Origin of the sequence: Nonomuraea sp. NPDC001831, from assembly GCF_042892035.1 — a bacterium.
Classification (GTDB): Bacteria; Actinomycetota; Actinomycetes; order Streptosporangiales; family Streptosporangiaceae; genus Nonomuraea.
This window is the reverse complement of record NZ_JBIATU010000004.1, coordinates 357,865-383,250: the sequence shown is the minus strand read 5'-3', so window position 1 is coordinate 383,250 and position 25,386 is coordinate 357,865. Positions and strand designations below refer to the sequence as shown.

Here is a 25,386-nt window from a genome sequence, read left to right as displayed (position 1 = left end):
CTTTGCTGAATATCCAGGTTCGGAAACCAGGATCGACCTCCAGGGGTATTCATGCAGACGCCCATCGCCCCCATCGGCGCGCACGGCATGCTCGTGTTCCTGTTGCAGATCGGAGTGCTGCTCGGCCTGGCCCTGGGGCTCGGGGCGCTGGCGGCCCGGTTCCGGCTGCCCGCCGTGGTGGGCGAGCTGTTCGCCGGCGTCGTGCTCGGGCCGTCGATCCTGGCGCACGTCGCGCCGGGCCTCCAGCGCTGGCTCTTCCCCGCCGACCCCGGCCAGTTCCACCTCCTGGACGCCGTCGGGCAGGTCGGCGTGCTGCTGCTGGTCGGCCTGACCGGCATCCATATGGACCTGAACCTGGTGCGCCGGAGGGCGGCCACCGCGGCCGGGATCAGCGTGGGCGGCCTGGTCATCCCGCTCGGGCTCGGCATCGCCACCGGGTTCCTGCTGCCCCGGACGATCGTGCCCGACGGCACCGACGCGACGGTGTTCGCGCTGTTCATGGGCGTGGCGATGTGCGTGAGCGCGATCCCCGTGCTGGCCAAGACGCTGATGGACATGCGGCTGCTGCACCGCAACATCGGCCAGCTGACGCTCACCGCCGGGATGATCGACGACGCGTTCGGCTGGTTCATGCTCTCGATCGTCAGCGCCATGGCCGTCAACGCGGTCAGCACCGGCACCGTGCTCACCTCGCTGGCCTACCTCGTGGCCATCGTCGTGGCGGCCCTGACCGTCGGGCGTCCGCTGGTGCGCGGCGCGATGCGGCTGGCGGCCCGGTCGCCGGAGGCGGGCCCGACGGTCGGCATGGCGATCATGCTGATCGCGCTGGCCTCGGCCGGGACGCACGCGCTCGGCCTGGAGTCGGTCTTCGGCGCGTTCGTGATGGGCATGCTCATCGGCGGCGCCGGACGGGTGGACCCGGCCCGGCTGGCGCCGCTGCGCACCGTGACGCTGTCCGGCTTCGCCCCCGTCTTCTTCGCCACCGCCGGGCTGCGGATGGACCTGACCGCGCTGACCCGCCCGCCGGTGCTGCTGGCCGGGCTCGCGGTGCTGGCCGTCGCGATCGTCGGCAAGTTCGCCGGCGCGTACGCCGGCGCCCGGTTGAGCCGGCTCAACCGCTGGGAGGCGCTGGCCCTGGGCGCCGGGCTCAACGCGCGCGGCGTGATCGAGGTCGTGGTGGCCATGGTCGGCCTGCGGCTGGGCATCCTCAGCGTCGAGGCGTACACGCTGGTGGTGCTGGTCGCGATCGTCACCTCGCTGATGACGCCGCCCATCCTGCGCGCGGCGATGGCCCGGGTGGAGCAGACGGCCGACGAGGAGATCCGCGAGACGGCCCACCGCTCCTGGACCACCACGGCGAGCTGACGGGGACGACGCCGCGCGCGGCACGCCCTAAGGTTGCCCCATGTCCGACATGCCGTCACGGGTGGAGCTGCACCCGCTCACCCTCTCCGACCAGGACGAGTTCTGCTCGCTCGTCCGGGCCAGCGCCGAACTGCACGGGCCGTGGATGCAACTGCCCTCGACCGCCGAGGAGTTCCGGACCTGGATGCGCCGCTTCGACGACGGCAGCAACCTGGGCTTCCTGATCCGCGTCCGGGAGACCGGCGCCGCCGCGGGCATGGTCAACATCAACTCGATCATCCGGGGCCGCTACCAGGGAGCGTCCCTCGGCTACGCGGCCTTCGCCCCGTCGGCCGGGCGCGGCTACATGACCGACGGGCTGACCCTCGCCCTGCGGCACGCGTTCGACGACCTGCGGCTCCACCGCCTGGAGGCCAACATCCAGCCGGCGAACAAGGCGTCCCTGGCCCTGGCCCGGCGCCTGGGCTTCCGGTACGAGGGGCTGTCACCGGACTACCTCTACATCGACGGCGCCTGGCGCGACCACGAACGCTGGTCCATCACCGCGCCGAGCCCCTGGCGGCCCGACCCCTCCCTGCCGGAGGTGTGATCAGGGCGACGGCACCACCCGCGTGGCCGTCACGAGGTCGTGCAGGGCGGCCCGGTCGCGGCGGGTCAGCACCAGCACGACCGAGGCCCCGGCCAGGGCGTACGCCGCGACGAGAAGCGGCATGGCGATCGCCGAGTCCGGGTCGCGGACCAGCCGGGAGACCGCCATGTGCGCGCACTGCCACGGAAGCAGCTTCACCAGGGCGCGCGCCGCGATCCGCGCCACGCCGGGCCGCCCCCCGCCGGCCAGTGCCACGACGAGCCCCGCCCGCCGCTTGCCCCACGTGGCCCGCCGCCGCCCCGCCTCCCCGATGACCAGGTACGCCCCGAGGGGCAGCACGCTCAGCGCGGTGATCAGCAGGTCGGTGCCCAGGGCGCCGAGCCCGCCGAACCCCGCTCCCGCGCGGCTCAGCGGGACGAACACCCCGGCCAGCACCGTCAGCCACGCGGCGATCACGAGGTAGTCCCAGCCGGCCGCCACCAGCCTCGGACGTAACGCCGTCCGGCCGCCTCGCGTCCGCTCCCGCTCGTTCAGCACCGCGTCGCCTCCATGACCCGCACACACAAGGGAGCCTGATCTTCGCACGGCCGCCACCAGGCGGAGGACGAGGGCCCGGCGCCGGCCGTCCCCGGGACGGCCGGCGCGGGCTCAGGCGGTCGCGCCGGGACCGCGGCCGTTCTCGCTGATGGCCGCGTTCACCAGGGCACGCGCGGCCCAGCGGACGGTCTCCCGTTCGGCCTCGGCGTCCAGGCCGCGGACGTCACGCAGGGCGATCTGCGCCTCCCAGCCGACCACGACGGTCAGCGCCGAGATCAGCCGCTGGAACGCCTCCTCGCTCAGGGTGTCGCGCAGCGGCGCGCAGGCCTGCTCCAGCCAGCCCACCCGCCGCTGGGTGCGGCGCGGGCCGGTCGCCCCTGGCGAGCCGCCCATCGGCGGGTCGACGGTCAGGCGGATCAGCCGGCGCCCGAGGGGCAGCGACTGCGGGGAGTGCTCCAGCAGGGTCCTGATGAGGGCGTCGACGCGGGCGGCGGGGTCGCCGGCCAGCGCGGGGTCGGCCAGCGCCTGCTCGACCGGCGGATCGTTGATCGCCCCCGCGGTCGCGTCGATCAGCAGGTGGTCCAGCGTCGGGAAGTACGTGTAGACCGTGCGGCGGGACACGTCGGCGGCGGCCGCCACCTCGTCGATGGACGGGGTGGCGCCCCCGGCGCTCAGCCGGATCGCCGCGTCGATGATCGCCTTGCGGGTGCGGCGGCGCTGCGCTTCTCGTCCGCCGCCGCGGACCGGATCGTCACTGGTCATGATGCCGTCTGTCACTCCTTTGGGCCGCCGGTCTGTTCGGTGCGCGGCCGTGTTGACGACCACTCGCGAGCTGAGTATATCTATGTGCAGTCGCTGCACGGGAGTGCAATCAATGCACAACCGAGAAATCGATGTCCCGTGCCCGGCACCCAGCAACGGAAGGACAGAAGGTCACCATGAGCAAGATCTGGTTCGTCACCGGTTCGTCCCGCGGCCTGGGCCGCGAGTTCGTCGAGGCCGCGCTCTCCCGCGGCGACAGGGTGGCCGCCACCGCGCGCCGCGCCGACGACCTCCAGGACCTGGTGGCCGCCCACGGCGAGGCGATACTCCCGCTGGCGGTGGACGTCACGGACAGGGCCGCCGTCGCCGAGGCGGTGCGGCGGGCCGTCGGCCACTTCGGCCGCCTGGACGTCGTCGTCAACAACGCCGGTTACGCCCAGGTCGGCGCGGTCGAGGAGCTGACCGAGCAGGACCTGCGCGACCAGCTGGAGACCAACCTGTTCGGCGCGGTGTGGGTGATCCAGGCCGTCCTGCCCCACCTGCGCGCCCAGGGCAGCGGCCACATCATCCAGCTGTCCTCGGCCGCCGGGCTCATCGCGGTGCCCCTCGGCGGCGCCTACCACGCCTCCAAGTGGGCCCTGGAAGGGCTGAACGAGGCGCTCGCCGGCGAGGTCGCCGAGTTCGGCGTCAAGGTGACCATCGTCGAGCCCGGCGGCTTCGCCACCCGGAACGGCAAGAACCCCGACCCGCTCGCCAACGGCCACCTGGCCACGCCGGACCCGGCCTACGACGACCTGCGCGGGCGCCTGGCCGCGATGACGGGCAAGCAGCCGGCCGGCGACCCCAAGGCCGCCGCCCGGGCCCTGCTCAAGCTCGTCGACGCCGAGAACCCGCCCCTGCGCGTGCTGTTCGGCCAGGGCTTCTACCCGATGGTCCAGAAGGCGTACGCCGACCGGCTCAAGATGTGGGACGACTGGCAGGACCTGTCCGCCGAGGCCCACGGCCTGCCGGACGCCGTCGCGGTCCCGGCCGCGAGCTCCTGACGCCCGACCAGCCGGCCCGGCGGCTCCCGTCAGCCGGAGACGTAGGTGATGGAGCCGGTCCAGCGGCTGGCCGCGTCCCGGTAGACCTGGAACAGCCCGGTGTCGAAGTACGGGGAGACGCCGGTGTCGTACCGCCCGTCGGCGTCGGTGTCGGCGACGCTGATCGTCAGGCCGTTCAGGTAGCCGGCCCGGGTCCCGGCGTCGTAGCCGGTCACCCACGCCGCCCCGGGCGAGGCCGTGAACGGCGAGTCCACGCCGACGGGCCGGTCCACCCGCAGGCCGGAGGGCTTCACCGCGAACGTCGGCCCGGTCGAGCGTTCGAGGCTCCCGCCCCCGTACGGGCTCGAGCCGTCGGGGTGCGGCCCGGAGGGGTGGCCGAAGACGTCGGCCGCGGGCGGGAGCGGCTGGTTGGCCGCGATCCCGAGGCCGCCGACGTTGTCGCCGAGGCGGCCGACCGTGGTCAGCGTGCCCGGGGCGGACAGGACGACGCCGCTGTGGACGGTGGCGAAGGCGTAGTCCCGGTCGAAGTCGTGCAGGTCCTCGAAGTCGTAGTGGGTGACGCCCTGCTTGCCGACGTACAGGCCGTAGGGGGCGGCGCCGTCGGAGTAGGCCGGGACGAAGACCCACTTGCCGAGCGCGCCCATCGGGGCCTCTATGTCGAACACGCAGTGGCCTGCGGTGGCCACCAGGTTGCGGTAGGCCGACTGCACCGAGGTGCCGGTGCACCAGTGGGGCAGGCCGTCGCTGCCGATGAAGAACACCTTGCCGGACGTCACGACCTCGTCGCCGGGCGGCGGGTTCTCGGCCCCGATCGGCGGAATGCTGACCGCGGGCCCGTCCGGGACGACGCCGCTGGACAGGCGTTCGCCCCCCGTCGCCGCGGCCGGCACGGTGTACGGCGTGGCGGCCCGCAGGTTGGCCGCGTCGTCGGCGAGCCAGAACCCGGCCACCTCCCTGGCCTTGTCCACGACGGTGGCCAGCGGGACCGTCGCGACGGTGGCCGCCCGTGCGGGCCCGGCCACGACGACGGGGGCCAGCAGGCTCAGCGCGGCGGCCGACGTGATCATTGCACGCCTCAAGGACATCTCTCCGTCCGGTAGGGCCGGCCGGACGACCCGGCCGGCGAACACCAAGATCGTAAGCACGACCGGCGACGGAAGCCCACAAGTTTTGGATCACATGTTCTAAACGGTGTGGCGACCGGCACACGTACGGCCCACCACCCGGAGGGTGATGGGCCAGGCCGGAGCGGAGCCGCGCGGGTCAGGAGCGCTTGCGGCCCACCGCGCACAAGTGGTAGTCGCCGTCGATCGGGGACGGGTCGGTGTCGGCGTCGGGACGCCACTCGCGGGTGTTGACGATGCCCGGCTCCAGGAGGTCGAAGCCGTCCAGCATGGAGGCGAACACCGACCGCCTGCGGGCCGTGAACGGCGAGGTCGCGTTGCGGTAGACGGCGCTGACGTCGTCGGCCTTGCTCGGCATGGTGTCGGGGGCGACGTGCGTCAGCACGATGTGGCTGCCGGCGGGCAGCAGGTCGCGGTAGCGGTGGACGACGCCCACCGGGTCCTCGTCGTCGGTGACGAAGTGCAGCAGCGAGACCACCAGCAGCGCGATCGGCCGGGAGAAGTCCAGCACCTCCGCCGCCCGTTCCATGACGGCCTCCGGCCGCCGCAGGTCGCCCTCCTGGACGGTGACGTCGGGCGAGTGGCCGAGCAGGGCGCGGGAGTGGGTGAGCACGACCGAGTCGTTGTCCACGTAGACGATCTTGGCGCCGTCGATCACCTCGTGCACGTGGCCCGCGGTCGGCAGCCCCGACCCGATGTCGAGGAACTGGTCGACGCCCGCCTGCCGCAGGTGGCGCACGGCGCGCTGCAGGAAGGCCCGGCTGTTGCGGGCGTCGCCCCTGATCTCGGGGATGATCGACAGCACCTTCTCCGCGGCGGCCCGGTCGGACGCGAAGTTGTCCTTCCCGCCGAGGTAGTAGTCGTACATCCGCGCCACGTTGGGCACCGCGGCGCTGACGCCCGGCGGGACTCGGTCACTCATCATGTGCCAAACCTAGACGATCTAGGGCTGACGTTGGGATGATCTCTGCCATGTTAGGTCTCGACCCCGCGGCGGGCATCAGCAGGACCAACCTCTGGGCATGCATGGGGCTCGGGCTCCTCGGCACGGCGGTCATCACGTTCCTGCCGGCCGCCCAGCCGTACCTGCTCACCGACGCGCTGGGGCTGTCCGGCGACGACCTGGGCCGCACGACCGGCTACCTCCAGGTCGCCGCGGAGGCGGCGCTCATCCTGAGCCTGGCCTGGTACGGCGCGCTCGCCGACCGGATCGGCCGGCGGCCGGTCGCCGTGGCGGGGCTGCTGCTTTGCGCCCTGGGCGCTGCGCTCTACCCGTTCGCGGGCAACGTCGCCGTCCTGGTCGCCCTGCGCGTCGTGTTCGCCCTGGGGATCGCCGCGCTGAACGTCACCATGTCCGCGATCACCGCCGACTACGTGCGCGACCGCGCGCGCGGCAAGGCCTACGGCTGGCTCGGCCTGTTCAGCGGCATCGGCGCGGTGGTCGCGGTGCTGGTGCTGGTACGCCTGCCGAACATGCTGGAGGGCGGCGGCATGGCCCCGGCCACGGCGGCCAAGGTGGGCTTCCTGGTGGTCGCCGGGCTGGTGCTGCTGGGCGCGCTGGCTCTGCGCGGCACGCTGGCCCCCGGCCTGGCCACGTCCGTCGAGCCGGCCGCCGGGCCCTCCGCCGGGCCCTCCGCCGGGCAGCAGGCCGGTGAGCGGGCCGGGCTGGGGCGGCTGGTCGTCGAGGGCGTGCGGCTGGCCCGCGACCCCGGCGTGGCGCTGTCGTACGCGGCGTCCTTCGTGGCCAGGGCCGACCTGGCGCTGGTGGCGAGCTTCCTGTCGTTGTGGATCGTGGACCATGCCAAGGCCGTGCGCGGCATGTCCGCCACCGAGGCCCTGGCCAAGAGCGGCGCGATCGTGGGCATCGCGTACATGGTGATCGTGGTGGGCGCGCCGCTGTTCGGCTGGCTCGGCGACCGGATGCGGCGGCAGGACGTGGTGATCCTGGCCCAGGCGCTGGCCGGGGCCGCGTACCTGTCGACGCTGCTGGTCAGCGACCCGCTCGGGCCGGGGATGATGCTGGTGGCGGCGGCCGTCGGGCTGGGCGAGATCGGCGTCATCACCACGGCGGGCCCGCTGCTGGCCCAGCAGGTGCCGGCCCGCTACCGGGGCTCCAGCTTCGGCGTCCAGACGCTCTGCGGCGCGATCGGCATCTTCGTCATCTCCGGCGTCGGCGGCTGGCTCTACGACCTGTGGCGGCCCGCGGCCCCCTTCGCGCTGGCGGGCGCGTGCGGCCTGCTGGTCGCCCTGTTCGGCCTGGCCGTGCGCCGCCGGGTGACCCCCGTCCCCGAGGCCGTCCAGGGCACGGTGCCGGCGGCCTGACGGACGAGGGCGCCCCGTCGAGGAGCGCCCTCGTCGCGGGTCAGGCGACCAGCCGGCGGTCGGCCGCCCTGACGGTCTCCCGGACCACGCGGCAGATGCCGGCGATGTGCCCCGCGTCCACCGTGGGCCCGGTCGGCAGGGACAGGACGCGCGCCGCCAGACCCTCGGCGCGGGGCAGGGGCAGCGGGAAGTGCCTGCCCGGGTCCGACCGGTACGGCTCGACCTGGTGGCAGATCGGGGAGAAGTAGCGCCGCGCGTGCACGTTCTCCTCCAGCAGCGCCGCCAGCACCGCGTCCCGCGACACGCCGGCGACGGCCTCGTCCACCTCGATGACCAGGTACTGGAAGTTGGCCCGTTCGCCGGGCGCCTGGCCGCGCACCACGACGCCCGGCAGCCCGGCGAGCAGTTCCTCGTAGACCCGCTGGTTGCGCCGGTTGGCCTCGACGATCGTGTCGATGGCCTCCAGCGAGGTCAGCCCCATGGCCGCGTGGAACTCGCTCATCCTGGCCACCGTGCCGGCCCCGGAGATCTGCCCGGCCGCGTCGATGCCCTGGTTGCGCAGTTCCCTGACGCGCGCGGCCAGGTCGTCGTCGTCGGTGACGATCGCGCCGCCCTCGACGCTGTTGACGAACTTGGTGGCGTGGAAGCTGAAGATCTCGGCGTCCCCGGACGTGCCGATCGGCCTGCCCCGGTAGGTGCAGCCGAGCGCGTGCGCCGCGTCGAACAGCAGGACGAGCCCGTGCTCGCGGGCCAGGCGCTCCAGGGCGTCCACGTCGCACGGGTAGCCGAAGACGTGCACGCCGAGTATGCCGCGGGTGCGCGGGCCGATCAAGCGCTCGACGTGGTCGGGGTCGGCGTTGCCGGTGATCTCGTCGGAGTCGCAGAAGACCGGGACGATGCCGATCCACTCCAGCGCGTGGGCGGTGGCCACCCAGGTGAAGGAGGGGACGATCACCTCGTCGCCCGGCCGCAGCCCGGCGGCCCTGGCCGCGATCTGGATGCCGGTGGTGGCGTTGCAGGTCGCCACGGCGTTCCGGGCGCCGGTCAGGTCGGCCAGACGGGCCTCGAACTCGCGCACCAGCGGGCCGTTGTTGGTCAGCCAGAGCCGGTCGAGCACGCCGCCGAGCCGTTCCAGCAGGCGCGCCCGCTCCCCCGCGTTGGGTCGGCCGACGACGAGGGGCTCACCGAAGGCCATCGCCGGCCTCCTCGCGCACGCCGACGAACAGCCCGGGGCTGTTGGGCCGGCCGTCGGCCAGCTTGAACGCGGGCCGGAAATCGGCCCGGCAGCCCGCCTTGGCGAACGCCTCCAGGTACTGGTCGCAGGTGAACAGGCTGGAGTAGAGGACCTCGGCGAACTCCTTGAAGCCCGAGGCGTCGGCGACCCTGAACCGCACCTCCAGCCGGCTCTTGCCGCCCTCCCTGCGCGAGTGCGTCATGCGGGAGATGACGAGCCCCTCCTCCACCAGCGTGTGGCCGCCGACGTGCCCGTCGAGGAAGTTCTCCGGGAAGTACCAGGGCTCGACGACGAGGACGCCGCCGGGCTCCAGGTGGGCCGCCATGCGGCCGACGGCCTCCACCAGCTCCTCGTAGGAGCCCAGCTCGCCGACGGCGTTGCCCATGCAGGTCACGGCGTCGAAGGTGCGTCCGAGGTCGAAGGTGCGCATGTCGCCGGCGTGCAGCGGCACGCCGGGCAGCCGCCGTCCGGCGACCTCCCGCATGTCGGGCGACAGCTCGACCCCCTCGACGTGGTCGAAGAGCTTGGCGAAGGTCTCCAGGTGCGCGCCGGTGCCGCAGGCGACGTCGAGCAGCGAGGCCGCCTGCGGCGACCGTTCCCTGATGATCCGGTCGAGCTCCCGGGCCTCGCCCTCGAAGCTCTTGCCGCGGCTGCGGAAGACGCGGTCGTAGTACTCGGCGTGGTCGGATCCGTATTCCATGCAGATCTCCTTCAGGCCACCGCCGGGACGGGCTCGGCCGTCACGACCCTCGGCTGCGGGATGGGGATGATGAACTTGCCGCCGCGGCGCAGGAAGTCCTGCTCCTTGGAGATGATCTCGTCGGCGTAGTTCCAGGCGAGCAGCAGGTAGTAGTCGGGCTGCTGGTCGCGGGCCTGCTCGGGCGAGCGGCACGGGATGCGGGTGCCGGGCAGCAGCCTGCCGTGCTTGAGGCTGGTGGTGTCGCTGCAGAAGCGCACCTCGGCCGGGCCGAGCTCGCAGAACTGCAGCAGGGTGGTGCCCTTGGAGGGCGCGCCGTACCCGGCGACGGTCAGGCCGCGGCCGGCCAGGTCGCGCACGAGGTCGCCGATCTGCCTGATCACCTGGTGGGCGCGCTCGGCGAAGGCAAGGTAGGCGTCGTCGGAGTCGAGGCCGCTCTGCCGCTCCAGCGACAGCAGCCGGTTCACCGAGGGCCGGGTGGGGTGGGCCGAGCCCTCCCTGGCGGCGAAGACGACGATCGAGCCGCCGTGCACGGCCGCCCGCTCGACGTCCACGATGCGCAGGCCGTGCCGGGCGAACAGGTGGGCGAGGGTGGTGACCGAGTAGTACGACAGGTGCTCGTGGTAGATCGTGTCGAACTGGTTCTCCTCCAGCAGGTCCAGCAGGTACGGGACCTCGATCGCGACCAGCCCGTCGGGGGCCAGCACGGCGGTGGCGCCGTCCAGCACGTTGTGCACGTCGTCGATGTGGGCGAAGCACTGGCGGCCGAGCACCAGCTTGGCCTCGCCCTGCTCGGCGTGGATGCGGCGGCCCTGGTCGGCGCCGAAGAACTCGGGCAGCGTGCGTACGCCGCGGGCGTTGGCGATCTCGGCCAGGTTCTCGGCCGGGTCCACGCCGACGACCCGCTGCCCCTGCTCCTGGAAGAGCGCGAGCTGCAGGCCGACGTTGCTGCCCAGCTCGACGACCAGCTCGCCGGGCGCGAGCCCGGCCCGGCGGGTGCACCAGCCGACGATGCGCCGCATGTGGGCGGTCATCTGGTCGGACTCGGAGGTGACGTACACGTAGTGCCGGAACAGCACGTCGGGCCTGATCACGTGCCGGATGGCCATCAGCCGGCAGTTGCGGCACACGATGACGTCCACGGGGTAGGCGGGCTCCTCGGCCGGGAGGTCGGCGGGGTCGAGGAAGCCGTTGGCCAGCGGCACGGACCCGAAGGAGGTGACCTCCAGCCAGTCGTCGCGCCCGCAGACCCGGCACGTGTCAAGACGTCGGACAATGTCCTGCATGGCTTCTCCTCATGATCTTCAGTGGGCGGCCACGGCGAGCTCGCGGTGCTTGAGCGGTTCCCACCAGGACCGGTTGTCCCGGTACCACGCGACGGTCGCGGCCAGCCCGGTCTCGAAGTCGACCGACGGCGCGTAGCCCAGCTCCCGCTCGATCTTGGAGATGTCGAGGGAGTAGCGCAGGTCGTGCCCCGGCCGGTCGGGGACGTGCTCGACCATGTCCCAGCCCGCCCCGCACGCCTCCAGCAGGCGGGCGGTCAGCTCCAGGTTGCTCAGCTCGCTGCCGCCGCCGATGTGGTAGACCTCGCCGGCCCGGCCGCGGTCGAGGACCATGCGGATGGCCCGGCAGTGGTCGGAGACGTGCAGCCAGTCGCGCCGGTTGCCGCCGTCGCCGTACAGGGGCACCCGGCGGCCTTCGAGCAGGTTGGTGACGAACAGCGGGATGACCTTCTCGGGGAACTGGTAGTGGCCGTAGTTGTTGGTGCAGCGGGTGATCACGACGTCCAGGCCGAGCGTGCGGTGGAAGGCCAGCGCGAGCAGGTCCGAGCCGGCCTTGGAGGCCGCGTACGGCACGTTCGGCGCGAGCGGCGTCTCCTCGGTCCACGAGCCCTCGGCGATGGAGCCGTACACCTCGTCGGTGGAGACGTGCACGAAACGGCCGACGCCGTGCCGCAGGGCCGCCTCCAGCAGGGTCTGGGTGCCCAGCACGTTGGAGCGCACGAAGCCGGTCGCGCTGACGATCGACCGGTCGACGTGCGTCTCGGCGGCGAAGTGCACGATCGCGTCCTGCCCGGCCACCACCTCGTCGGCCACGAGCGGGTCGGCGGTGTCGCCCTGCACGAAGCGCAGCCCCGGGTGGCCGGCCACCGGGTCGAGGTTCTCCAGGTTGCCGGAATAGGTGAGCTTGTCCAGGACGGTGACCCGCGTGCCCGGCGAGTCGCGCAACGTGGCTCTGACGAACTCCGAGCCGATGAAACCGGCGCCGCCGGTGACCAGGATCCGCAACTGTCCGCCTCCTGTCTGAGGGGTCGACGGCTACCGGGCGGCGGCGGTCAGCCGCTCCAGCTCCGCGACGATGTCGGTCGGGCTCGGCGTGGCCAGCCAGTCCTGGTGGATGGCGGCCGCGCCCTTGGTGAACGAGGGGTCCTTCAGCACGCGCAGCAGCTCGTCGCGGATCTCGGCCGCGGACTGCGTCTGGTGGTTGATCCGCACGCCGGCGCCGCGCGTGGTGACGTACCGGGAGGTCCGGGTCGAGGTGAGCTGTTTCTGGCACTGGAGCTGCCAGTCGATGCCGCCCTCGACGGGGGTGCCGACGAGCCGGTTGTGCTCGTCGGTGTCGCAGACGATCTGCGGGACGTTCATGGCCGAGGCGGCCGCGAAGGTGCCGATCGAGCCGTGGTGGATGATCGCCGAGCAGGTCGGCAGGAGCTGGTCGAGCGGCACGTAGTCGAACACGCGCACGTTGGCGGGCAGCGGGCGGTCCAGGTCGAGCAGCTGGTTGGCGTCCAGGGTGGCGACGACCTCGGCGTCCAGGCCGTCCACGGCCTCCATCAGCTTGGCGGTGCGGCCCCAGTCGCCCTTGAAGAACGTGCGCATCGACACGCCCAGCGAGATCGCCACCCGTGGCCGCTCCGGCGGCCGCCGCAGCCACTCGGGCACGACGCTCGCCCCGGTGTAGGGGACGTACCGGACGGGCAGGCGGCGCACGCCGGGGGTGGGCAGGCTCATCCCGGGCGGGAACGGGTCCACCGTCCAGTCGCCGAGCAGCAGGTTGTCGTCGACGGTCACGCCGTACGCGTCGGCCAGCGGGCCGATCACCCCGGTCATGGGGTTGCGCTCGCCGCTGCCGGCGAACCTGTCCGCGGCCCAGGCGGTGTAGTCGGGGGCCAGCAGCGTACGGGCGTGGGCGGCGCCGCAGACCCGGGCCGCCACCGCGCCGCACGGGAACCACGGGTCCCACAGGACGAGGTCGGGCCGCCACTCGCGGGCGAACTCGACGACGGCCCGCACGTCCTGGCGCGGCTCCGGCGGATGGTAGTTGCGCATGGTGAGCAGCGCGAAGTGGTAGAAGACATCCCAGGGCGGGCGTTCCGCCTCGGTGATGCCGAGCGCGGCGACCAGGCGCTCCGACTCCTCGATCGTCGGGATCAGATCGGCGAACCCGGGGTAGCCGCGGTCGTGCACCGACAGCGGCTCGGGCGCGCCGCAGGAGACCGCGGTCAGCCCGGCCGCGTTCACCGACCGGTGGAAGTCGGGCACCGAGACCCCGGTGTCGACGCCCGGCGGGGCCGCCACCACCACCTGGTGCCCGGCCGCCTGCAACGCCCAGGCGTAGGGCACGATCGGCAGGAAGTGCGCCGTCGCGGGGAAGACGGTGAACATCACGCGCATGGCGATCACTCCAGAGGCGAGTCGGGGGCGGCCAGGCCGGCGCGCAGGATCTCGCCGAAGTCGGCCACCATCGTCACGATCGTGCTCTCGGTGAACAGGTTGCTGTTGTAGGCGAAGTTGCCGAAGACCTCGCCGGAGGGGGCGATGTCGAAGGTGAGCAGCGCGCCGTCGGGGATGTCGGTGCCGTTGGGCTGGTCCAGCAGGCGTTCGCGGACCTCGGCGATCTCCAGGTCGCCGACGCGCTCGCCGTCCATGCCGGTGGCGAACTGCCAGACCTGGAGCGCGCACAGCGCCTTGCTCTCCAGCGCGGCGTCGGCCATCAGCTCGGGCGCCTCGGCCACGATCTGCAGGAACGGGATCTCGTTGGCGTAGGAGTCCATGCAGGTCCGGCGGGAGCGCTCGACGACCTGCCGGAAGGTGGCGCAGCCGTCCAGGCCGGTGCGCAGCGGCAGGAAGTTGAAGAACGGGCCCACGGTCTCCTGGAACTCCGGCTGCCCGCGTCCGGAGCTGATCACCGGGACGACCAGGTCGGTGGCCCCGGTGATCCGGCTGAGCAGCACGTTGTAGGCGGCCAGCAGCACCATGAACGGCGAGCTGCGCATCGTCCTGGCGTAGCCGATCACCTGGGCGGAGACGTCCTTGGGCAGCGAGAACCGGTGGACCGGGCAGACCTTGGCCAGCCCGGCCGACCTGGCGTGGTCGGTGGGGACGGCCAGCATGCGCGCCCCGCGCAGCCGCTCGGCCCAGAAGTCGCGGGCGGCCTGGGTCTCGGCGCTGCCGGCCTGCTCCTGCTGCCGTCCGGCGTACTCGTGGTAGGGCCGGGGCTCGGGCAGCGGCGGCACGGCGTGGCCGCGGCGCTCGGCGTAGCGGGTGACGATGTCGCGGATGAGCAGCTGCATGGACCAGCCGTCGCCCGCGGTGTGGTGCACGATCAGCGCGAGCACCGCGTCCTCGTCGTCGAACCGGCCGAGGATGGCGCGCAGGTGCGGCAGTTCCTGGAGGCTGTAGGAGCCGGCCTCGACCTCGGTGAGCAGCTCCTCGGCCCGCAGCGCGCGCTCCTCGGGGGCGGCGGCCGGCAGGTCGACCACCAGCAGCCGGGCCGGCGCGGACGGCTGCCGCACCTGGTACGCCTCCCCCTCCCCCCGGGTGATCGTCATGTTGAGCGCGTCGTGCCGGTCGGCGACGTCGTCCATGGCGAGCTGGAGGGTGTCGACGTCGATGCGGCCGCGCAGGCGCCAGCCGACGACGATGTTGTAGCGGGCGCTGAAGGGCCCCTGGGCGTCGCCCTGGTCGAACAGGCGCAGGAAGTGCTGGGTGTAGGACAGGGGGTACCGGATCGCCGGCGGGGAAATGGTCATGCTGCCGCCTCCGTGCGGGCATCGCGTCGGCCGCTGCGCTGGAGCTCCACGGCCCGGTAGAGGGCGCTGATGTTGCCGCTGCCGAAGCTGCGCGCGCCCAGTCGCTCGATGAGTTCGAAGAAGAAGGTGTCGCGGGGGTGGGTGGAGCGGGCGAAGATCTGGTAGAGCTGCCCGTCGTGGTCCTCGTCGACGAGGATGTCGAGCCGGGCCAGGTCCTCCAGCCGGTACTTCACCGGCCGGACCCGTTCGGCCAGCAGGCTGTAGTAGACGTCGGGGGCGGTCAGGAACTCCACCCCGCGGGCCGCGGTGCCCTCCACCGCGGCCACGATGTCGGCGGCGGCCAGCGCCAGGTGCTGCACGCCCGCGCCGCCGTGGTCGCGCAGGAACTCGTCGATGTGGCCGGGCGTCCTGGTGACGTCCGGCTCGATCAGCGTGAACGTCACCTCGCCGCGGCCGCGGCTGCGGACGACCTTGGTGGTCATGGCCTGCGAGCCGACGGCGATGCGCTCGGCGAAGGTGAGCTCGAAGCCGAGCACCCGCCGGTACCACTCGACGGTGGCGTCGAGCTCCCCGGCCGGGACGCACACGGCCAGGTGGTCCACCTTCTGCAGCCCGAGGGCGGAATCGGCCGGCCGCGGCCCGGTGTCGCGGAAGCCGGGCAGCGCCCGCTCCGCCGCCCCGGCCGGGCGCTGCACGAACGTGTGCAGCACGTCGCCGAAGCCGTGGACGGCGGCCGTGACGAAGCCGTCGCGCCCGGCGGGGGCCGCGACCGGACGGGCGCCGCGCCGCACCGCCTCGTGGTATGCGGCCGCGGCGTCGGGCACGCCCAGCGCGATGTCGGACACGCCGTCGCCGTGCCGGTCGAGGTAGCCGGCGCCGGGGTGGTCGGCGGCCAGCGGCTGGGTGAGCACGAACCTGATCCGGTTCGCGCCCAGGGCGGCCGCGCGGGCCCGGTCGTCCCGGGCCGTGGCGTGGGCCGTCAGGCCCAGGGAGCCGGTCAGCCGTTCGGTCTCGCCGTCCAGGTCGCCGACGTAGAAGCCGATGTGGTCCAGGCGCAGGTCGTCGAAGATCGTCGTGGTGGTCATGGGCTATCCGGCGTCCGTCCGGGCGGCCAGACCGCGCGGGCGCAGGTCCGTCCAGTGGGTGGTGACGTACTCGGTGCAGGCGTCGCGGACGGCGGGGCCGAAGGCGACCTCCCATCCCGCGGGCACGTCGGCGAAGGCGGGCCACAGGCAGTGCCGGCCCTCGTGGTTCACCAGCACGCGGAAGGCCGCGTCCCGGTCGTCGAATGGGTTGCTCATCTCGTCCCTCTCACTGGGTGCGCGCGCCGGCCTCTAGCCACTCGTCCAGGCCGGCCACGGTCGCCGCGTCGAACAGGTCGCCGATGGACAGGTTCACGCCCAGCGCCGCGCGGATCCGGCTGACCAGCCGCATCGCCAGCAGCGACTGGACGTCCAGGTCGAAGATGCTGTCGTCCACGCCGACCCGCTCGACGCCGAACACCTCGGCGAACACGGTGCACAGGACCTCCTGGCGGGGGTTCTGCGGCGCGCGGTAGGCCGAGCCGGGCTCGGTGTCGGGGTCGGGCAGGGCCGCGCGGTCCACCTTGCCGTTGGCGGTCAGGGGCAGCGCGTCCAGCACGACGAACGCCGTGGGCACCATGTAGTCCGGCAGCGAGGCGCGCACGTGGGCGCGCAGCGCGGCGGGGTCGGGGGCCTCGGCGGCCGGCACGACGTAGGCGACCAGGCGTTTGTCGCCCTGCCGCGACTGCCCGGCCACGACGGCGACGTGCGCCAGCCCGGGATAGCCGGCCAGCACGGCCTCCACCTCGGCCAGCTCGACCCGGAAGCCCAGGATCTTGACCTGGTCGCCGGCCCGCCCGATGAACTCGATCTGCCCGTCGTCGTTGCGCCGGACCAGGTCGCCGGTGCGGTACATGCGCTCGCCGGGCCCGCCGAACGGGTCGGCGACGAAGCGCTCGGCGGTCAGGTCGGGGCGGCCGTAGTAGCCCCGGGCCACTCCCCTGCCCCCGATGTACAGCTCGCCCTCCAGGTCGCCGGGGACCGGGCTGAGGCGGTCGTCGAGCACGTAGAGCCGCACGTCCCGCATCGGGCCGCCGACCGGCACGGTCGTGCCCAGCTCGGTCCCGGCGGTCAGGGGGGCGTGGGTGGAGAACAGGGTGACCTCGGTCGCGCCGTACATGGCCCGCACGGTCGTCCCCGGGCAGGCGGCCAGCACCTGGCGGACGGCGGCGGGCACGATCACGTCGCCGCCGGTCAGCACCTCGCGGACGCCGGCCAGGCAGTCCGCGCCCTCCTCGGCCACGACCCGGAACAGCCCGGCGGTCAGGTGCAGCCCGGTGATGCGCTCCTCGCGGATCAGCCGGCGCAGGGTGTCGAGGTCCGGCTCGCCGGGCGGCGCCACGACGATCGTGCCGCCGTGCAGCAGCGGCACCCACAGCTCGTACGTCGAGACGTTGAACGCGTACGGCGCGACCATCAGGACGCGCTCGTGGGCGCCGGTGTCCCAGCAGGGGTCGAGGGCCAGGCCGAGCACGTCCCAGTGGGTGACCGCGACGCCCTTGGGGTGCCCGGTCGAGCCCGAGGTGTAGATGACGTAGGCCAGGTCGTCGGGGCCGGTGGCGGCGTCAGGGTCCGTGGACGGCTGTGCGGCGGTGGCGGGGTCGTCGTCGGCCAGCAGGGTCGCGGGGGCGGCCGGCAGGCCGGCGGCGGCCTTGGCCCGGTCGGCGACCAGGACGGGCGTCCCGGAGGAGTCGACGATCCACTGCCGGCGGTCGGCCGGGTAGGCGCTGTGGACGGGCAGGTAGCAGCCGCCCGTCTTGAGGATCGCGAGGAGCGTGACGACCAGCTCGGCCGAGCGCTCCATCAGCACCGCGACCGGCGTCTCGGGGCCGGCGCCGAGCCCGCGCAGGCGGTGGGCGAGGCGGTTGGCCCGCTCGTCGAGCTCCCGGTAGGTCAGCCGCACCGGGCCCGCCGACACCGCGACCGCGTCGGGCGTGCGCCTGGCCTGCTCGGCGACGTGTCCGTGCACAGTTGTAGGCGACATCAGCGGGTTCCTCAGTCGTCGTGGAAGATGGCGTGGATGCCGGAGACGCCCGAGAGCATCGTGGCGAAGTCGATCTTGCGGGGGCGGAGCTTGCTGGGGTCGAGGGTCTTCTGCGCCCTGTCCCAGTACTCCTCCTTGTGCCTGGTGCGGTCGTAGAAGAAGCGCACGAAGTCCAGCAGGGAGTTCAGGAACTCGCGGTAGTCCTTCTCGTAGCGGGCCAGCACGGCCTCCTCCGAGGCCGGGTCGGCGAGGATCTCGTCCACCGCGCCGGCCAGCCCGTGGGCGCCGCGCAGCGCCAGGCCGACGCCGGTGGACAGCAGCGGGTCGATGAAGGCCGCCGCGTCGCCCACCAGGGCCCAGCCGGGGCCGTGGAAACGGGTGCAGGTGTAGGACCAGTCGCGGATGCTGCGGAAGCCGCTGACCCGGGTGGCGCCCTCGGTCAGGGCCCGCACCTCCTCGGCGGCGGCCAGCTCCGAGGCGTACAGGTCCTCCAGGCTCTTGCCGGACTTCTTGTACTCCTCGATGGGGGTGACGTAGCCGACGCTCACCGTGCCGTCGTGCAGGGGGATGAACCAGAACCAGCCGGCGGGGCGGTTCTCGGTGACGGTGTCGCCGAAGCGCGTGCCGCCGTAGCGCTTGCACCCCTGCCAGTACGACCAGACGGCGATGTTGCGCAGGTCGTCGTGGTACTCGATGAGGTCGAAGCGGCGGGCCAGCAGGTGCTGCTGCCCGGTGGCGTCGATCAGCAGGCGGCAGCGGGCGGTGCGCTGCTCGTCGTCGCCCTTCACCGCGTACGTGACGCCGGTGACGCGGTCGCCGTCGAACACCAGGTCCTTGACCGTGGCCTCCTCGAACACCGTCGCGCCCAGCTCCCTGGCCCTGGCCAGCAGAAGGGCGTCGAAATCGGCGCGGCGCACCTGGTAGGCGTACTCGTAGTTGGACGCCTCGGCGAAGCGGAAGTCCCAGGTGCCCTGGTTCCTGCCCCACAACAGGGTGCCGCCGTACTTCTTGACGAACCCCATCTGGTCCAGCCGGTCCTTCAGGCCCAGTTCCTCCAGCGTGGGCATGGACCCCGTGATCAGCGACTCGCCGATGTGATAACGCGGGAACTTCTCCCGCTCCAGCACCAGAACCCGGTGCCCGCGCTGGGCCAGCAGTCCCGCCGTACCCGAGCCGCCAGGGCCTCCGCCGATCACGACAACGTCGAACTCGTCATGAGTATTGATCACCGTGCTCCTCCGTTTCGCCGCTCTGCGACTCGCAGTCAGGGTCACATTCACGTCGCGGGGCCCACATCCTTTGAATTGCTGTCTGAGCTCACGAAACACCGCATTTCACAAGATGTGCGGCGGGGTGGCCGCGTTCATCATGAGGCGAATGAGAACGGTCATCAGCGTCTGGATCGCCGAGCATCCCCTGCCGGACTACCTGGGCCCGATCAGGAGGATGGCCGCCGACTTCGAGGCCGCGCACCCGGACCTCCGGATCGAGATCACCGGGCACGGCTTCCGCGAGCTGCCCGCCGCGGTGGCCGCCGCGGCCGGCCGGGGCGAGCCGCCGGACCTGGCGGAGTACTACGCCACGGCCACCCGGCTCGCGCTGGACACCCGGTCGCGTTCCGGCGCACCGCTGTTCACGCCGATCGAGCGCGCCGTCGGGGGGCGCGCGGAGATCCTCGGCGAGCCGGTCGTGCTCGCCGACCTAGAACCGGCCGTCCGCGGCCACTACACCTACCGCGGCGAGCTCGTCGCCGCGCCCGCGACGGCGACCACGGCGGTGCTGCTCAGCAACGCCACCCTGCTCCGCGCGGCCGGGATCGACACGCCGCCGCGCACCTGGGAGGAGCTGGAGCGCGCCTGCGCCGCCGTACGGGCGCTGCCCAGCGGCCCGCCGCACGGCGTCTCCTGGGCCAACCACGGCTGGCTGTTCCAGCAGGCCGTCGCCGGGCAGGGCGGCCTGCTGGCCGACCACGACAACGGCCGCGCCGGCCGCGCCGGACGGGTGGACCTGGCCTCCAAGGAGCTGCTGGCCTACGTCGCCTGGTGGCGGCGCCTGCACGCCGAGGGCCACTACCTGCGCGCCGGCGAGCCCGGTGACTGGGGCCCGGCGCTGGGGGCGTTCCTGGAGCGGCGGGTGGCGTTCACGATCGCGTCCTCGGTGGTGGCCGGCATGATCGCCGAGCGCGGGCGGGAGGCCGGGTTCGAGGTGACGGCGAGCCCGCTGCCGCACAACGAGAGCCTGCCGCGCGCCGGGCACCTGGTCTCCGGCCAGGCGCTCTGGCTGACCGACGGGCTGCCGCCGGAGCGGCGGGACGGCGCGCTGGCGTTCGTCCAGCACCTGCTGAGCGCGGGCAACGCGGCGCGGTGGCACCGGGAGGCCGGTTTCCTGCCGGTCACCAGGGCCGCGGCCGGCCTGCTGGAGGAGGAGGGCTGGTTCGCCCGGCACCCGGTGCACCGGGCCGCGACCGCCCAGCTGCGCGCGGCCGACGGCTCCCCCGCCGCGCTGGGCGCGGTGCTCGGGGACTTCGCCGGGATCCAGGACCTGATGACGCAGGCCATGGCCCGGGTGCTGGACGGCGCCGACCCCGACGACTGCTTCGCCGAGGCGTCGCGGCGGGCTCAGGACCTGCTCGACGCCTACAACGCCGACTGCCTGGACGGGCGCACCCCGCGCCGCCTGTCCGTGGGCTGAACCACCGCCGCCTTCCGGGCGGCGGCACCGCTCCCACGGCATCCGCCCGTGAAGTGAGCACTTCAGAAGAAGACCGTGCCGGCGGGCGATGCCACGCTCGGACATGGCGATGGGAGTTCCCGTATGTTAAGCCGACGGCGCTTGATCGTTCTCGGTGGCCTGGCAGGAGGCGCCGCGCTCACCCCGGTGTCCCGCGGGCTGTTCGGCGAGCCGGAACAGCAGGCGCAGCAGCAGCACATGATGCGCATGCACGACCACGGCGGCCGGGTCCCCGCGGTCCGCACCGGCGCCACCGCGGCGCCCTTCAGCGTCGCGATGCCGGTGCCCCCGGTGCTGGCCCCCGTGGCCACCCTGCCGGGCATCGACTTCTACCGGCTGTCCATCCAGCAGTCGACCACCCAGATCCTGCCGGGCGTGAGCACGCCCGTGCTGACGTACGGCGGCCAGTTCACCGCCCCCACCATCCGCGCCCGGCAGGGCCGCAGGGCGCTGGTCACCTTCGACAACCGGCTCGGCCACGAGGCGAACGTGCACCTGCACGGCGGCCGCGTGCCGGCGGCCAGCGACGGGTACCCGATGGACCTGATCGCCGACGGCAAGTCGAAGACCTACGACTACCCGAACGCGCAGGCCGGCGCCACCCTGTGGTACCACGACCACACCCACCACATGGAGGCCGAGCACGTCTACCGCGGCATGCACGGCTTCTACCTGGTCGAGGGCGCCGACGAGCAGCAGCTCGGCCTGCCGTCCGGGGCCTACGACGTGCCCATCCTGCTGCGCGACGCGCTCTTCGACGACCAGGGCGGGCTCGTCTTCGACCCGGCCGACCCCTACAACCGGCCGACGCTGATCGCCAACGGCAAGGCCCAGCCGTACTTCCAGGTCGCGGCCCGCAAGTACCGGCTGCGCCTGCTCAACGGCTCCACGCACCGGATCTTCGAGCTGTCGCTGAGCAACGGCGCCCAGATGACGCAGATCGCCACCGACTGCGGGCTGCTGGCGGCGCCGGTGCCGACGTCCAAGCTGGTGCTCTCCTCGGGCGAGCGGGCCGAGGTCGTGATCGACTTCGGCGCGTTCCCGCTGGGCACGCAGATCACGCTGGAGGACGTGAGCGGCTCCGTGCTCCGCTTCGACGTCGTACGGCGGGCCCTCGACCGCAGCCGCGTGCCCAGCCAGTTGCGCGCGATGGTCCCGCTGGCCGCGGCCACGCAGACCCGGCAGCTCACCCTCAGCCTGGACCCCGTCAACATCCAGGCCCTGATCAACAATCGGGCGTTCGACGCCAACCGGGTGGACATGCAGGTCAAGCGGGGAACCAGCGAGGTCTGGGAGGTCACCAACTCCGACACCAACGTCGGGGGCTCCGGCTTCGGCGTCCCGCACAACTTCCACACCCACCTCGCCCAGTTCCGGATCCTGGACCGCGACGGCACGCCGCCGCAGCCGGGTGAGGCGGGATGGAAGGACACGGTGCTCATCCAGCCGGGCGAGACCGTGCGCTTCCAGGCCAGCTTCGGCGACTACCTGGGGCGATACGTCTACCACTGTCACATGTTGGAGCACTCGGCCATCGGGATGATGGGCCAGATGGAGATCGTCAACTAGTTCCTCAGGGAGGACTGCATGAGCACCACGAACAGCACGTCCGCCGTCGGCCGGTCCACCGGCCGCGGCGTCAACATCGCCCTCTGGGTCGCCCAGGTCCTTCTGGCGTTCCAGGTCGGCCTGGGCGGCGTGCTCAAGCTCGCCGGCGACCCGACCATGGTCACCATGTTCGAGGACATCGGCGCCGGCCAGTGGTTCCGCTACGTGGTCGGCGTGCTGGAGATCGCCGGCGCGATCGGGCTGCTGATCCCGCGGCTGAGCGGCGTGGCCGCGCTGGCGCTGATCGGCCTGATGATCGGCGCGGCCGGCACCAACGCGATCGTGCTGGGCGGCGTCCCCGTGATCGAGGCTGTCCTGCTGGTCGTCCTGGCGCTGGTCGTCTGGGGCCGCTGGTCCCGGGTCAAGGCGTTCTTCGGCGCCAAGTGAGCCAACCCCCGCCCGGTACGCGATCGGCGTACCGGGCATCGACCTGTCCCGTGGAGGGAACATGACAGAGACGGCCAACCCGCAGAACCAGCTCCCCACCCCCGACCCCTCGCTGCAGACCCTGCAGCCGCTGGTCGGCACGTGGGAGATGACGGGCAAGGACTTCGGCACCGGCGAGGCGACCGGCGGCCGGCTCGTCTTCGAGTGGATGGACGGCGGCTTCTTCCTCGTCCAGCGCGTCGAGATGAGCCACGGCGGCGGCACGATGACCGGCGTGGAGTACATCGGCCACGACCCCGAGAGCGGCGCGCTGCGCTCGCACTACTTCGACAGCACCGGCAACAACTTCGTCTACGTGTGGAAGCTCGACGGGCGCGACCTCAACATCTGGTTCGGCGCGGAGGGCTCGCCTGCCGGGTTCACCGGCGCCTTCAGCGAGGACGGCCGGACCATCAGCGGCCGGTGGGAGTGGCCGGGCGGCGGCTACGAGGCCACCATGACCCGGGCGGGTTAGCCGGACCGATCTCGTGACGGCCGGGACCGGCCCCCACGGCCCGGCCACCGCCCCCCGTCCCGGCCGGCTGCTCACTCCAGGCGGCCCCGCCCGGCTGCTCACTCCAGGCCGTCGCCGCCCGGTGCTCACTCCCGGCCGTCGCCGGGGCCGGCGGCGGGGCGGGTGAGGCGGACCATGGCCCGGTACAGGGCGGTGGGCGCGGGGGTCGGCTCCAGCGGGGGCAGGTCGGCGCCGGGGGCGGCGTAGGCGCGCAGCATCTGGCCGACGAGGCGGCGCCAGGTGTCCGGGGCGGCGTCCCCGGTGGCGGCGATGACACCGGCGTTGGCCATCAGCAGGATGACCATGTCCTGGTCGGTGAAGTCCGCCCGCAGCCGGCCGGTGGCCTTGGCGCGCTCGATGAGGTCGAGGAAGCCCTGGTAGGCCGCGGCCCGGCGCTTCTCCAGCGCCTTGGCCGCGGGGAAGGTCATGGCCAGCACGTCAGCGAAGCCCCGGTCGGCAGCCTGCATGGCGCACACGGACCGGACGTAGCCGACGAAGCCGTGCCAGGGGTCGGGGTCGGCCAGCGCCTCGGCGACGGCGGCGGCGTAGGCGTCCATGCGGTCGGCGAAGACGGCGTTGATGAGCTCCTCGCGGGTGGCGAAGCGGCGCGACAGGGTGGCCTTGCCGACGCCGGCGGCACGGGCGATGCAGGCCATGGAGACGCCGAGGCCGTGGCTGGCGTACAGGCGGCGGGCGGTGGCCACGATGCGTTCGCGGTTGCGCTCGGCGTCGGCGCGAAGGCCCGGGCCGGGCTGCTCACCGGAGGCATCGGCGCGAAAGCCCGGGCCGGGCTGCTCACCTGAGGTGTCGGCGGGATGATCCATGCGCCCATCCTACCCAAGTGGAACGACCTACCCGTTTTTCTTGCTACGCTGACGGCACGAAACGGGTAGCCCGTTCCACTTTTCTGAGAGGTGCAGCTCATGCGTGCTGTCATGATGAACTCCGTCCCCGCCGACCCGGCCCTGGCCGATCTGCCCGTCCCGCGGCCGGCGCCCGGCGAGGTGCTGGTGAAGGTCGCGGGCTCCTCGGTCAACGGCTTCGACGTGGCCGTGGCCGCCGGCTATCTGCAGCAGGCGATGGAGCACCGGTTCCCGCTGGTCGTGGGCAAGGACTTCGCCGGCACCGTCGAGGCGCTCGGCGAGGGCGCCGAGGGCTTCACCGTCGGGCAGCCGGTCTTCGGCGTGGTGATGAAGCCGTTCCTCGGCCCCGGCTCGATGGCCGAGTACGTCACCGTGTCCGCCGGTTACGGCATCGCCCCGCTCCCCCAGGGGCTGACCGCCGCCGAGGCGGGCGCGCTGGGTCTGGCCGGCACCGCGGCGCTGGACAGCCTCGACGCCGTCGCCCCGGCCGACGGTGAGACGGTGCTGATCTCCGGCGCCACCGGCGGCGTGGGCGCGCTGGCCGTGCAGCTGGCCGCCGCCCGCGGCGCCCGGGTGATCGCCACCGCCCGTCCCGGCGCCGAGGCCGACTTCGTCACCGGGCTCACCGACGCCAAGGTCGAGCTCGTCGACCACGGCGGCGACCTGGCCGCGCAGGTCCGCGCGCTGGCCCCGGCGGGCGTGGACGCCGTGCTGCACCTGGCGGGCGACGGCGCCGAGCTGGCGGGGCTGCTGCGCGACGGCGGCCGGCTCGCCTCGACCCTCGGCCTGACCCAGGACGCCGTCCAGGGTGGCGCGGTCACCGTGCACACCGTCATGGCCGACCCGAACCCGCGGACCCTGACCGAGCTGGCCACCCGGGTCGCGGCGGGCGCGCTTCGCGTGCCGGTCACCGCCACCTACCGGCTGGAGCAGGCCCCCGAGGCGTTCGCCGCCTTCCGCGCGGGCACGCTCGGCAAGATCGCCGTCACCTGCTCCTGACGTCCCCGGCCTGAAGGCCCGGGACCGTCCTCACCCCTCGACCGGCCACGCCGGGGCGCATCGCCCCGGCCACCCCCGCTTTCGCGAAGGAACCCGTGATGAACATCGCCCTGTGGATCGTGCAGGCCGTGCTCGCCCTCCTGTTCGGGCTCGCCGGACTCACCAAGTCCACGCAACCCAAGGAGAAGCTGGAGCCCAGACTGCCCTGGGCCGAGGACTTCTCCGCCGGCGCCGTCCGCCTCATCGGCCTCACCGAGCTGGCCGGCGCGCTCGGGCTGATCCTGCCCGCGGTCACCGGCGTCGCGCCCCTCCTGACCCCGCTGGCCGCGGCCGGCCTGGCCGTGGTGATGGTGCCGGCCGCGCTCGTGCACGTCCGCCGCAAGGAGCCCGGCGCGATCGCCGTCAACGCGATCCTGTTCCTGCTGGCCGCGTTCGTCGCCTGGGGGCGCTTCGGACCGCACCCCTTCTGAGCACT

25 protein-coding genes are annotated in these 25,386 nt (G+C 73.1%); 10 read left to right on the top strand and 15 right to left on the bottom strand.

Going from position 1 to position 25,386, the window contains the following annotated elements; genetic code table 11:
• Window positions 1–51 precede the first annotated feature (51 nt).
• Both ACFYYW_RS16935 and ACFYYW_RS16930 read left to right on the top strand, forming a co-directional pair.
• Entirely contained in the window at window positions 52–1,365 is a 1,314-nt protein-coding gene (locus ACFYYW_RS16935; protein ID WP_387649660.1) for a cation:proton antiporter, read from the top strand.
• A gap of 40 nt (window positions 1,366–1,405) precedes the next feature.
• Window positions 1,406–1,954 carry a GNAT family N-acetyltransferase gene (locus ACFYYW_RS16930; protein WP_387649658.1) on the top strand — a complete coding sequence of 183 codons (549 nt, stop codon included), beginning with the start codon at window positions 1,406–1,408 and terminating at the stop codon, window positions 1,952–1,954.
• On the opposite strand, the gene ACFYYW_RS16925 is transcribed toward ACFYYW_RS16930, so the two are convergent.
• Both ACFYYW_RS16925 and ACFYYW_RS16920 read right to left on the bottom strand, forming a co-directional pair.
• Window positions 1,955–2,491 (bottom strand): RDD family protein, encoded by a 537-nt coding sequence (locus ACFYYW_RS16925; RefSeq protein WP_387649656.1) that lies wholly within the window; start codon window positions 2,489–2,491, stop codon window positions 1,955–1,957.
• Window positions 2,492–2,602: 111 nt separating this feature from the next.
• Window positions 2,603–3,253 (bottom strand): TetR/AcrR family transcriptional regulator, encoded by a 651-nt coding sequence (locus ACFYYW_RS16920; RefSeq protein ID WP_387649653.1) that lies wholly within the window; start codon window positions 3,251–3,253, stop codon window positions 2,603–2,605.
• 176 nt (window positions 3,254–3,429) lie between these two features.
• Here ACFYYW_RS16920 and ACFYYW_RS16915 point away from each other — a divergent pair, with 176 nt between their 5' ends.
• Entirely contained in the window at window positions 3,430–4,296 is an 867-nt protein-coding gene (locus tag ACFYYW_RS16915) for an SDR family NAD(P)-dependent oxidoreductase (protein ID WP_387649650.1), read from the top strand.
• A gap of 29 nt (window positions 4,297–4,325) precedes the next feature.
• Here the strand turns inward: ACFYYW_RS16915 and ACFYYW_RS16910 are convergent, their stop codons facing one another.
• A complete protein-coding gene (locus ACFYYW_RS16910) occupies window positions 4,326–5,381 on the bottom strand; it encodes a trypsin-like serine peptidase (protein WP_387649648.1) in 1,056 nt (351 codons plus the stop codon).
• A 178-nt stretch (window positions 5,382–5,559) separates the two neighbouring features.
• Entirely contained in the window at window positions 5,560–6,345 is a 786-nt protein-coding gene (locus ACFYYW_RS16905; protein ID WP_364418280.1) for an SAM-dependent methyltransferase, read from the bottom strand.
• A 47-nt stretch (window positions 6,346–6,392) separates the two neighbouring features.
• Between ACFYYW_RS16905 and ACFYYW_RS16900 the strand changes: the two genes are divergently transcribed.
• On the top strand, window positions 6,393–7,742 hold the full coding sequence (locus tag ACFYYW_RS16900; RefSeq protein ID WP_387649645.1) for an MFS transporter: 1,350 nt from the start codon (window positions 6,393–6,395) through the stop codon (window positions 7,740–7,742).
• A 40-nt stretch (window positions 7,743–7,782) separates the two neighbouring features.
• Here ACFYYW_RS16900 and ACFYYW_RS16895 read toward each other — a convergent pair whose 3' ends face one another.
• The 10 genes from ACFYYW_RS16895 to ACFYYW_RS16850 are packed head-to-tail and all read right to left on the bottom strand — an operon-like array spanning window position 7,783 to window position 19,000.
• Window positions 7,783–8,937: an aminotransferase class I/II-fold pyridoxal phosphate-dependent enzyme gene (locus tag ACFYYW_RS16895; protein WP_352327796.1), complete on the bottom strand. Its 1,155-nt coding sequence runs from the start codon at window positions 8,935–8,937 to the stop codon at window positions 7,783–7,785.
• The gene (locus ACFYYW_RS16890; protein ID WP_387649641.1) at window positions 8,924–9,676 is read right to left on the bottom strand and encodes a class I SAM-dependent DNA methyltransferase; all 753 of its coding nucleotides are present in this window, start codon (window positions 9,674–9,676) and stop codon (window positions 8,924–8,926) included. Before ACFYYW_RS16890 ends, ACFYYW_RS16895 begins: the two co-directional genes overlap by 14 nt.
• Window positions 9,677–9,687: 11 nt before the next feature.
• Window positions 9,688–10,959 carry a class I SAM-dependent methyltransferase gene (locus ACFYYW_RS16885; RefSeq protein ID WP_387649638.1) on the bottom strand — a complete coding sequence of 424 codons (1,272 nt, stop codon included), beginning with the start codon at window positions 10,957–10,959 and terminating at the stop codon, window positions 9,688–9,690.
• 18 nt (window positions 10,960–10,977) lie between these two features.
• Window positions 10,978–11,961, bottom strand: coding sequence for a dTDP-glucose 4,6-dehydratase (gene rfbB / locus ACFYYW_RS16880; RefSeq protein WP_352327799.1), 984 nt, complete (start codon window positions 11,959–11,961; stop codon window positions 10,978–10,980).
• 30 nt (window positions 11,962–11,991) lie between these two features.
• A complete protein-coding gene (locus tag ACFYYW_RS16875) occupies window positions 11,992–13,347 on the bottom strand; it encodes a nucleotide disphospho-sugar-binding domain-containing protein (RefSeq protein WP_352327800.1) in 1,356 nt (451 codons plus the stop codon).
• A 5-nt stretch (window positions 13,348–13,352) separates the two neighbouring features.
• Window positions 13,353–14,705 (bottom strand): condensation domain-containing protein, encoded by a 1,353-nt coding sequence (locus ACFYYW_RS16870; RefSeq protein ID WP_387649635.1) that lies wholly within the window; start codon window positions 14,703–14,705, stop codon window positions 13,353–13,355.
• A complete protein-coding gene (gene hppD / locus ACFYYW_RS16865) occupies window positions 14,702–15,790 on the bottom strand; it encodes a 4-hydroxyphenylpyruvate dioxygenase (RefSeq protein WP_387649633.1) in 1,089 nt (362 codons plus the stop codon). Before hppD ends, ACFYYW_RS16870 begins: the two co-directional genes overlap by 4 nt.
• A gap of 3 nt (window positions 15,791–15,793) precedes the next feature.
• Window positions 15,794–16,006, bottom strand: a complete 213-nt coding sequence (locus ACFYYW_RS16860) for an MbtH family protein (protein WP_352330095.1) — start codon at window positions 16,004–16,006, stop codon at window positions 15,794–15,796.
• A 10-nt stretch (window positions 16,007–16,016) separates the two neighbouring features.
• Window positions 16,017–17,771 (bottom strand): amino acid adenylation domain-containing protein, encoded by a 1,755-nt coding sequence (locus ACFYYW_RS16855; protein WP_387649628.1) that lies wholly within the window; start codon window positions 17,769–17,771, stop codon window positions 16,017–16,019.
• Between the two features lie 11 nt (window positions 17,772–17,782).
• Window positions 17,783–19,000 carry an NAD(P)/FAD-dependent oxidoreductase gene (locus ACFYYW_RS16850; protein WP_364418288.1) on the bottom strand — a complete coding sequence of 406 codons (1,218 nt, stop codon included), beginning with the start codon at window positions 18,998–19,000 and terminating at the stop codon, window positions 17,783–17,785.
• Window positions 19,001–19,148: 148 nt separating this feature from the next.
• On the opposite strand from ACFYYW_RS16850, the gene ACFYYW_RS16845 reads away from it, so the two are divergent.
• The 4 genes from ACFYYW_RS16845 (at window position 19,149) to ACFYYW_RS16830 (ending at window position 23,010) form a co-directional block, all read left to right on the top strand.
• Complete coding sequence (locus tag ACFYYW_RS16845) at window positions 19,149–20,462, top strand: extracellular solute-binding protein (protein ID WP_387649626.1); 1,314 nt, start codon at window positions 19,149–19,151, stop codon at window positions 20,460–20,462.
• Between the two features lie 141 nt (window positions 20,463–20,603).
• Window positions 20,604–22,070, top strand: coding sequence for a multicopper oxidase family protein (locus ACFYYW_RS16840; protein ID WP_387649624.1), 1,467 nt, complete (start codon window positions 20,604–20,606; stop codon window positions 22,068–22,070).
• 18 nt (window positions 22,071–22,088) lie between these two features.
• Complete coding sequence (locus tag ACFYYW_RS16835; protein WP_352359902.1) at window positions 22,089–22,496, top strand: DoxX family protein; 408 nt, start codon at window positions 22,089–22,091, stop codon at window positions 22,494–22,496.
• 61 nt (window positions 22,497–22,557) lie between these two features.
• Window positions 22,558–23,010 (top strand): DUF1579 family protein, encoded by a 453-nt coding sequence (locus ACFYYW_RS16830; RefSeq protein WP_364418292.1) that lies wholly within the window; start codon window positions 22,558–22,560, stop codon window positions 23,008–23,010.
• 125 nt (window positions 23,011–23,135) lie between these two features.
• On the opposite strand, the gene ACFYYW_RS16825 is transcribed toward ACFYYW_RS16830, so the two are convergent.
• Window positions 23,136–23,873 (bottom strand): helix-turn-helix domain-containing protein, encoded by a 738-nt coding sequence (locus ACFYYW_RS16825; protein ID WP_352326517.1) that lies wholly within the window; start codon window positions 23,871–23,873, stop codon window positions 23,136–23,138.
• 99 nt (window positions 23,874–23,972) lie between these two features.
• Here ACFYYW_RS16825 and ACFYYW_RS16820 point away from each other — a divergent pair, with 99 nt between their 5' ends.
• Entirely contained in the window at window positions 23,973–24,911 is a 939-nt protein-coding gene (locus ACFYYW_RS16820; RefSeq protein ID WP_387649620.1) for an NADP-dependent oxidoreductase, read from the top strand.
• Between the two features lie 98 nt (window positions 24,912–25,009).
• The gene (locus tag ACFYYW_RS16815; RefSeq protein WP_352326514.1) at window positions 25,010–25,381 is read left to right on the top strand and encodes a DoxX family protein; all 372 of its coding nucleotides are present in this window, start codon (window positions 25,010–25,012) and stop codon (window positions 25,379–25,381) included.
• Window positions 25,382–25,386: the final 5 nt, after the last annotated feature.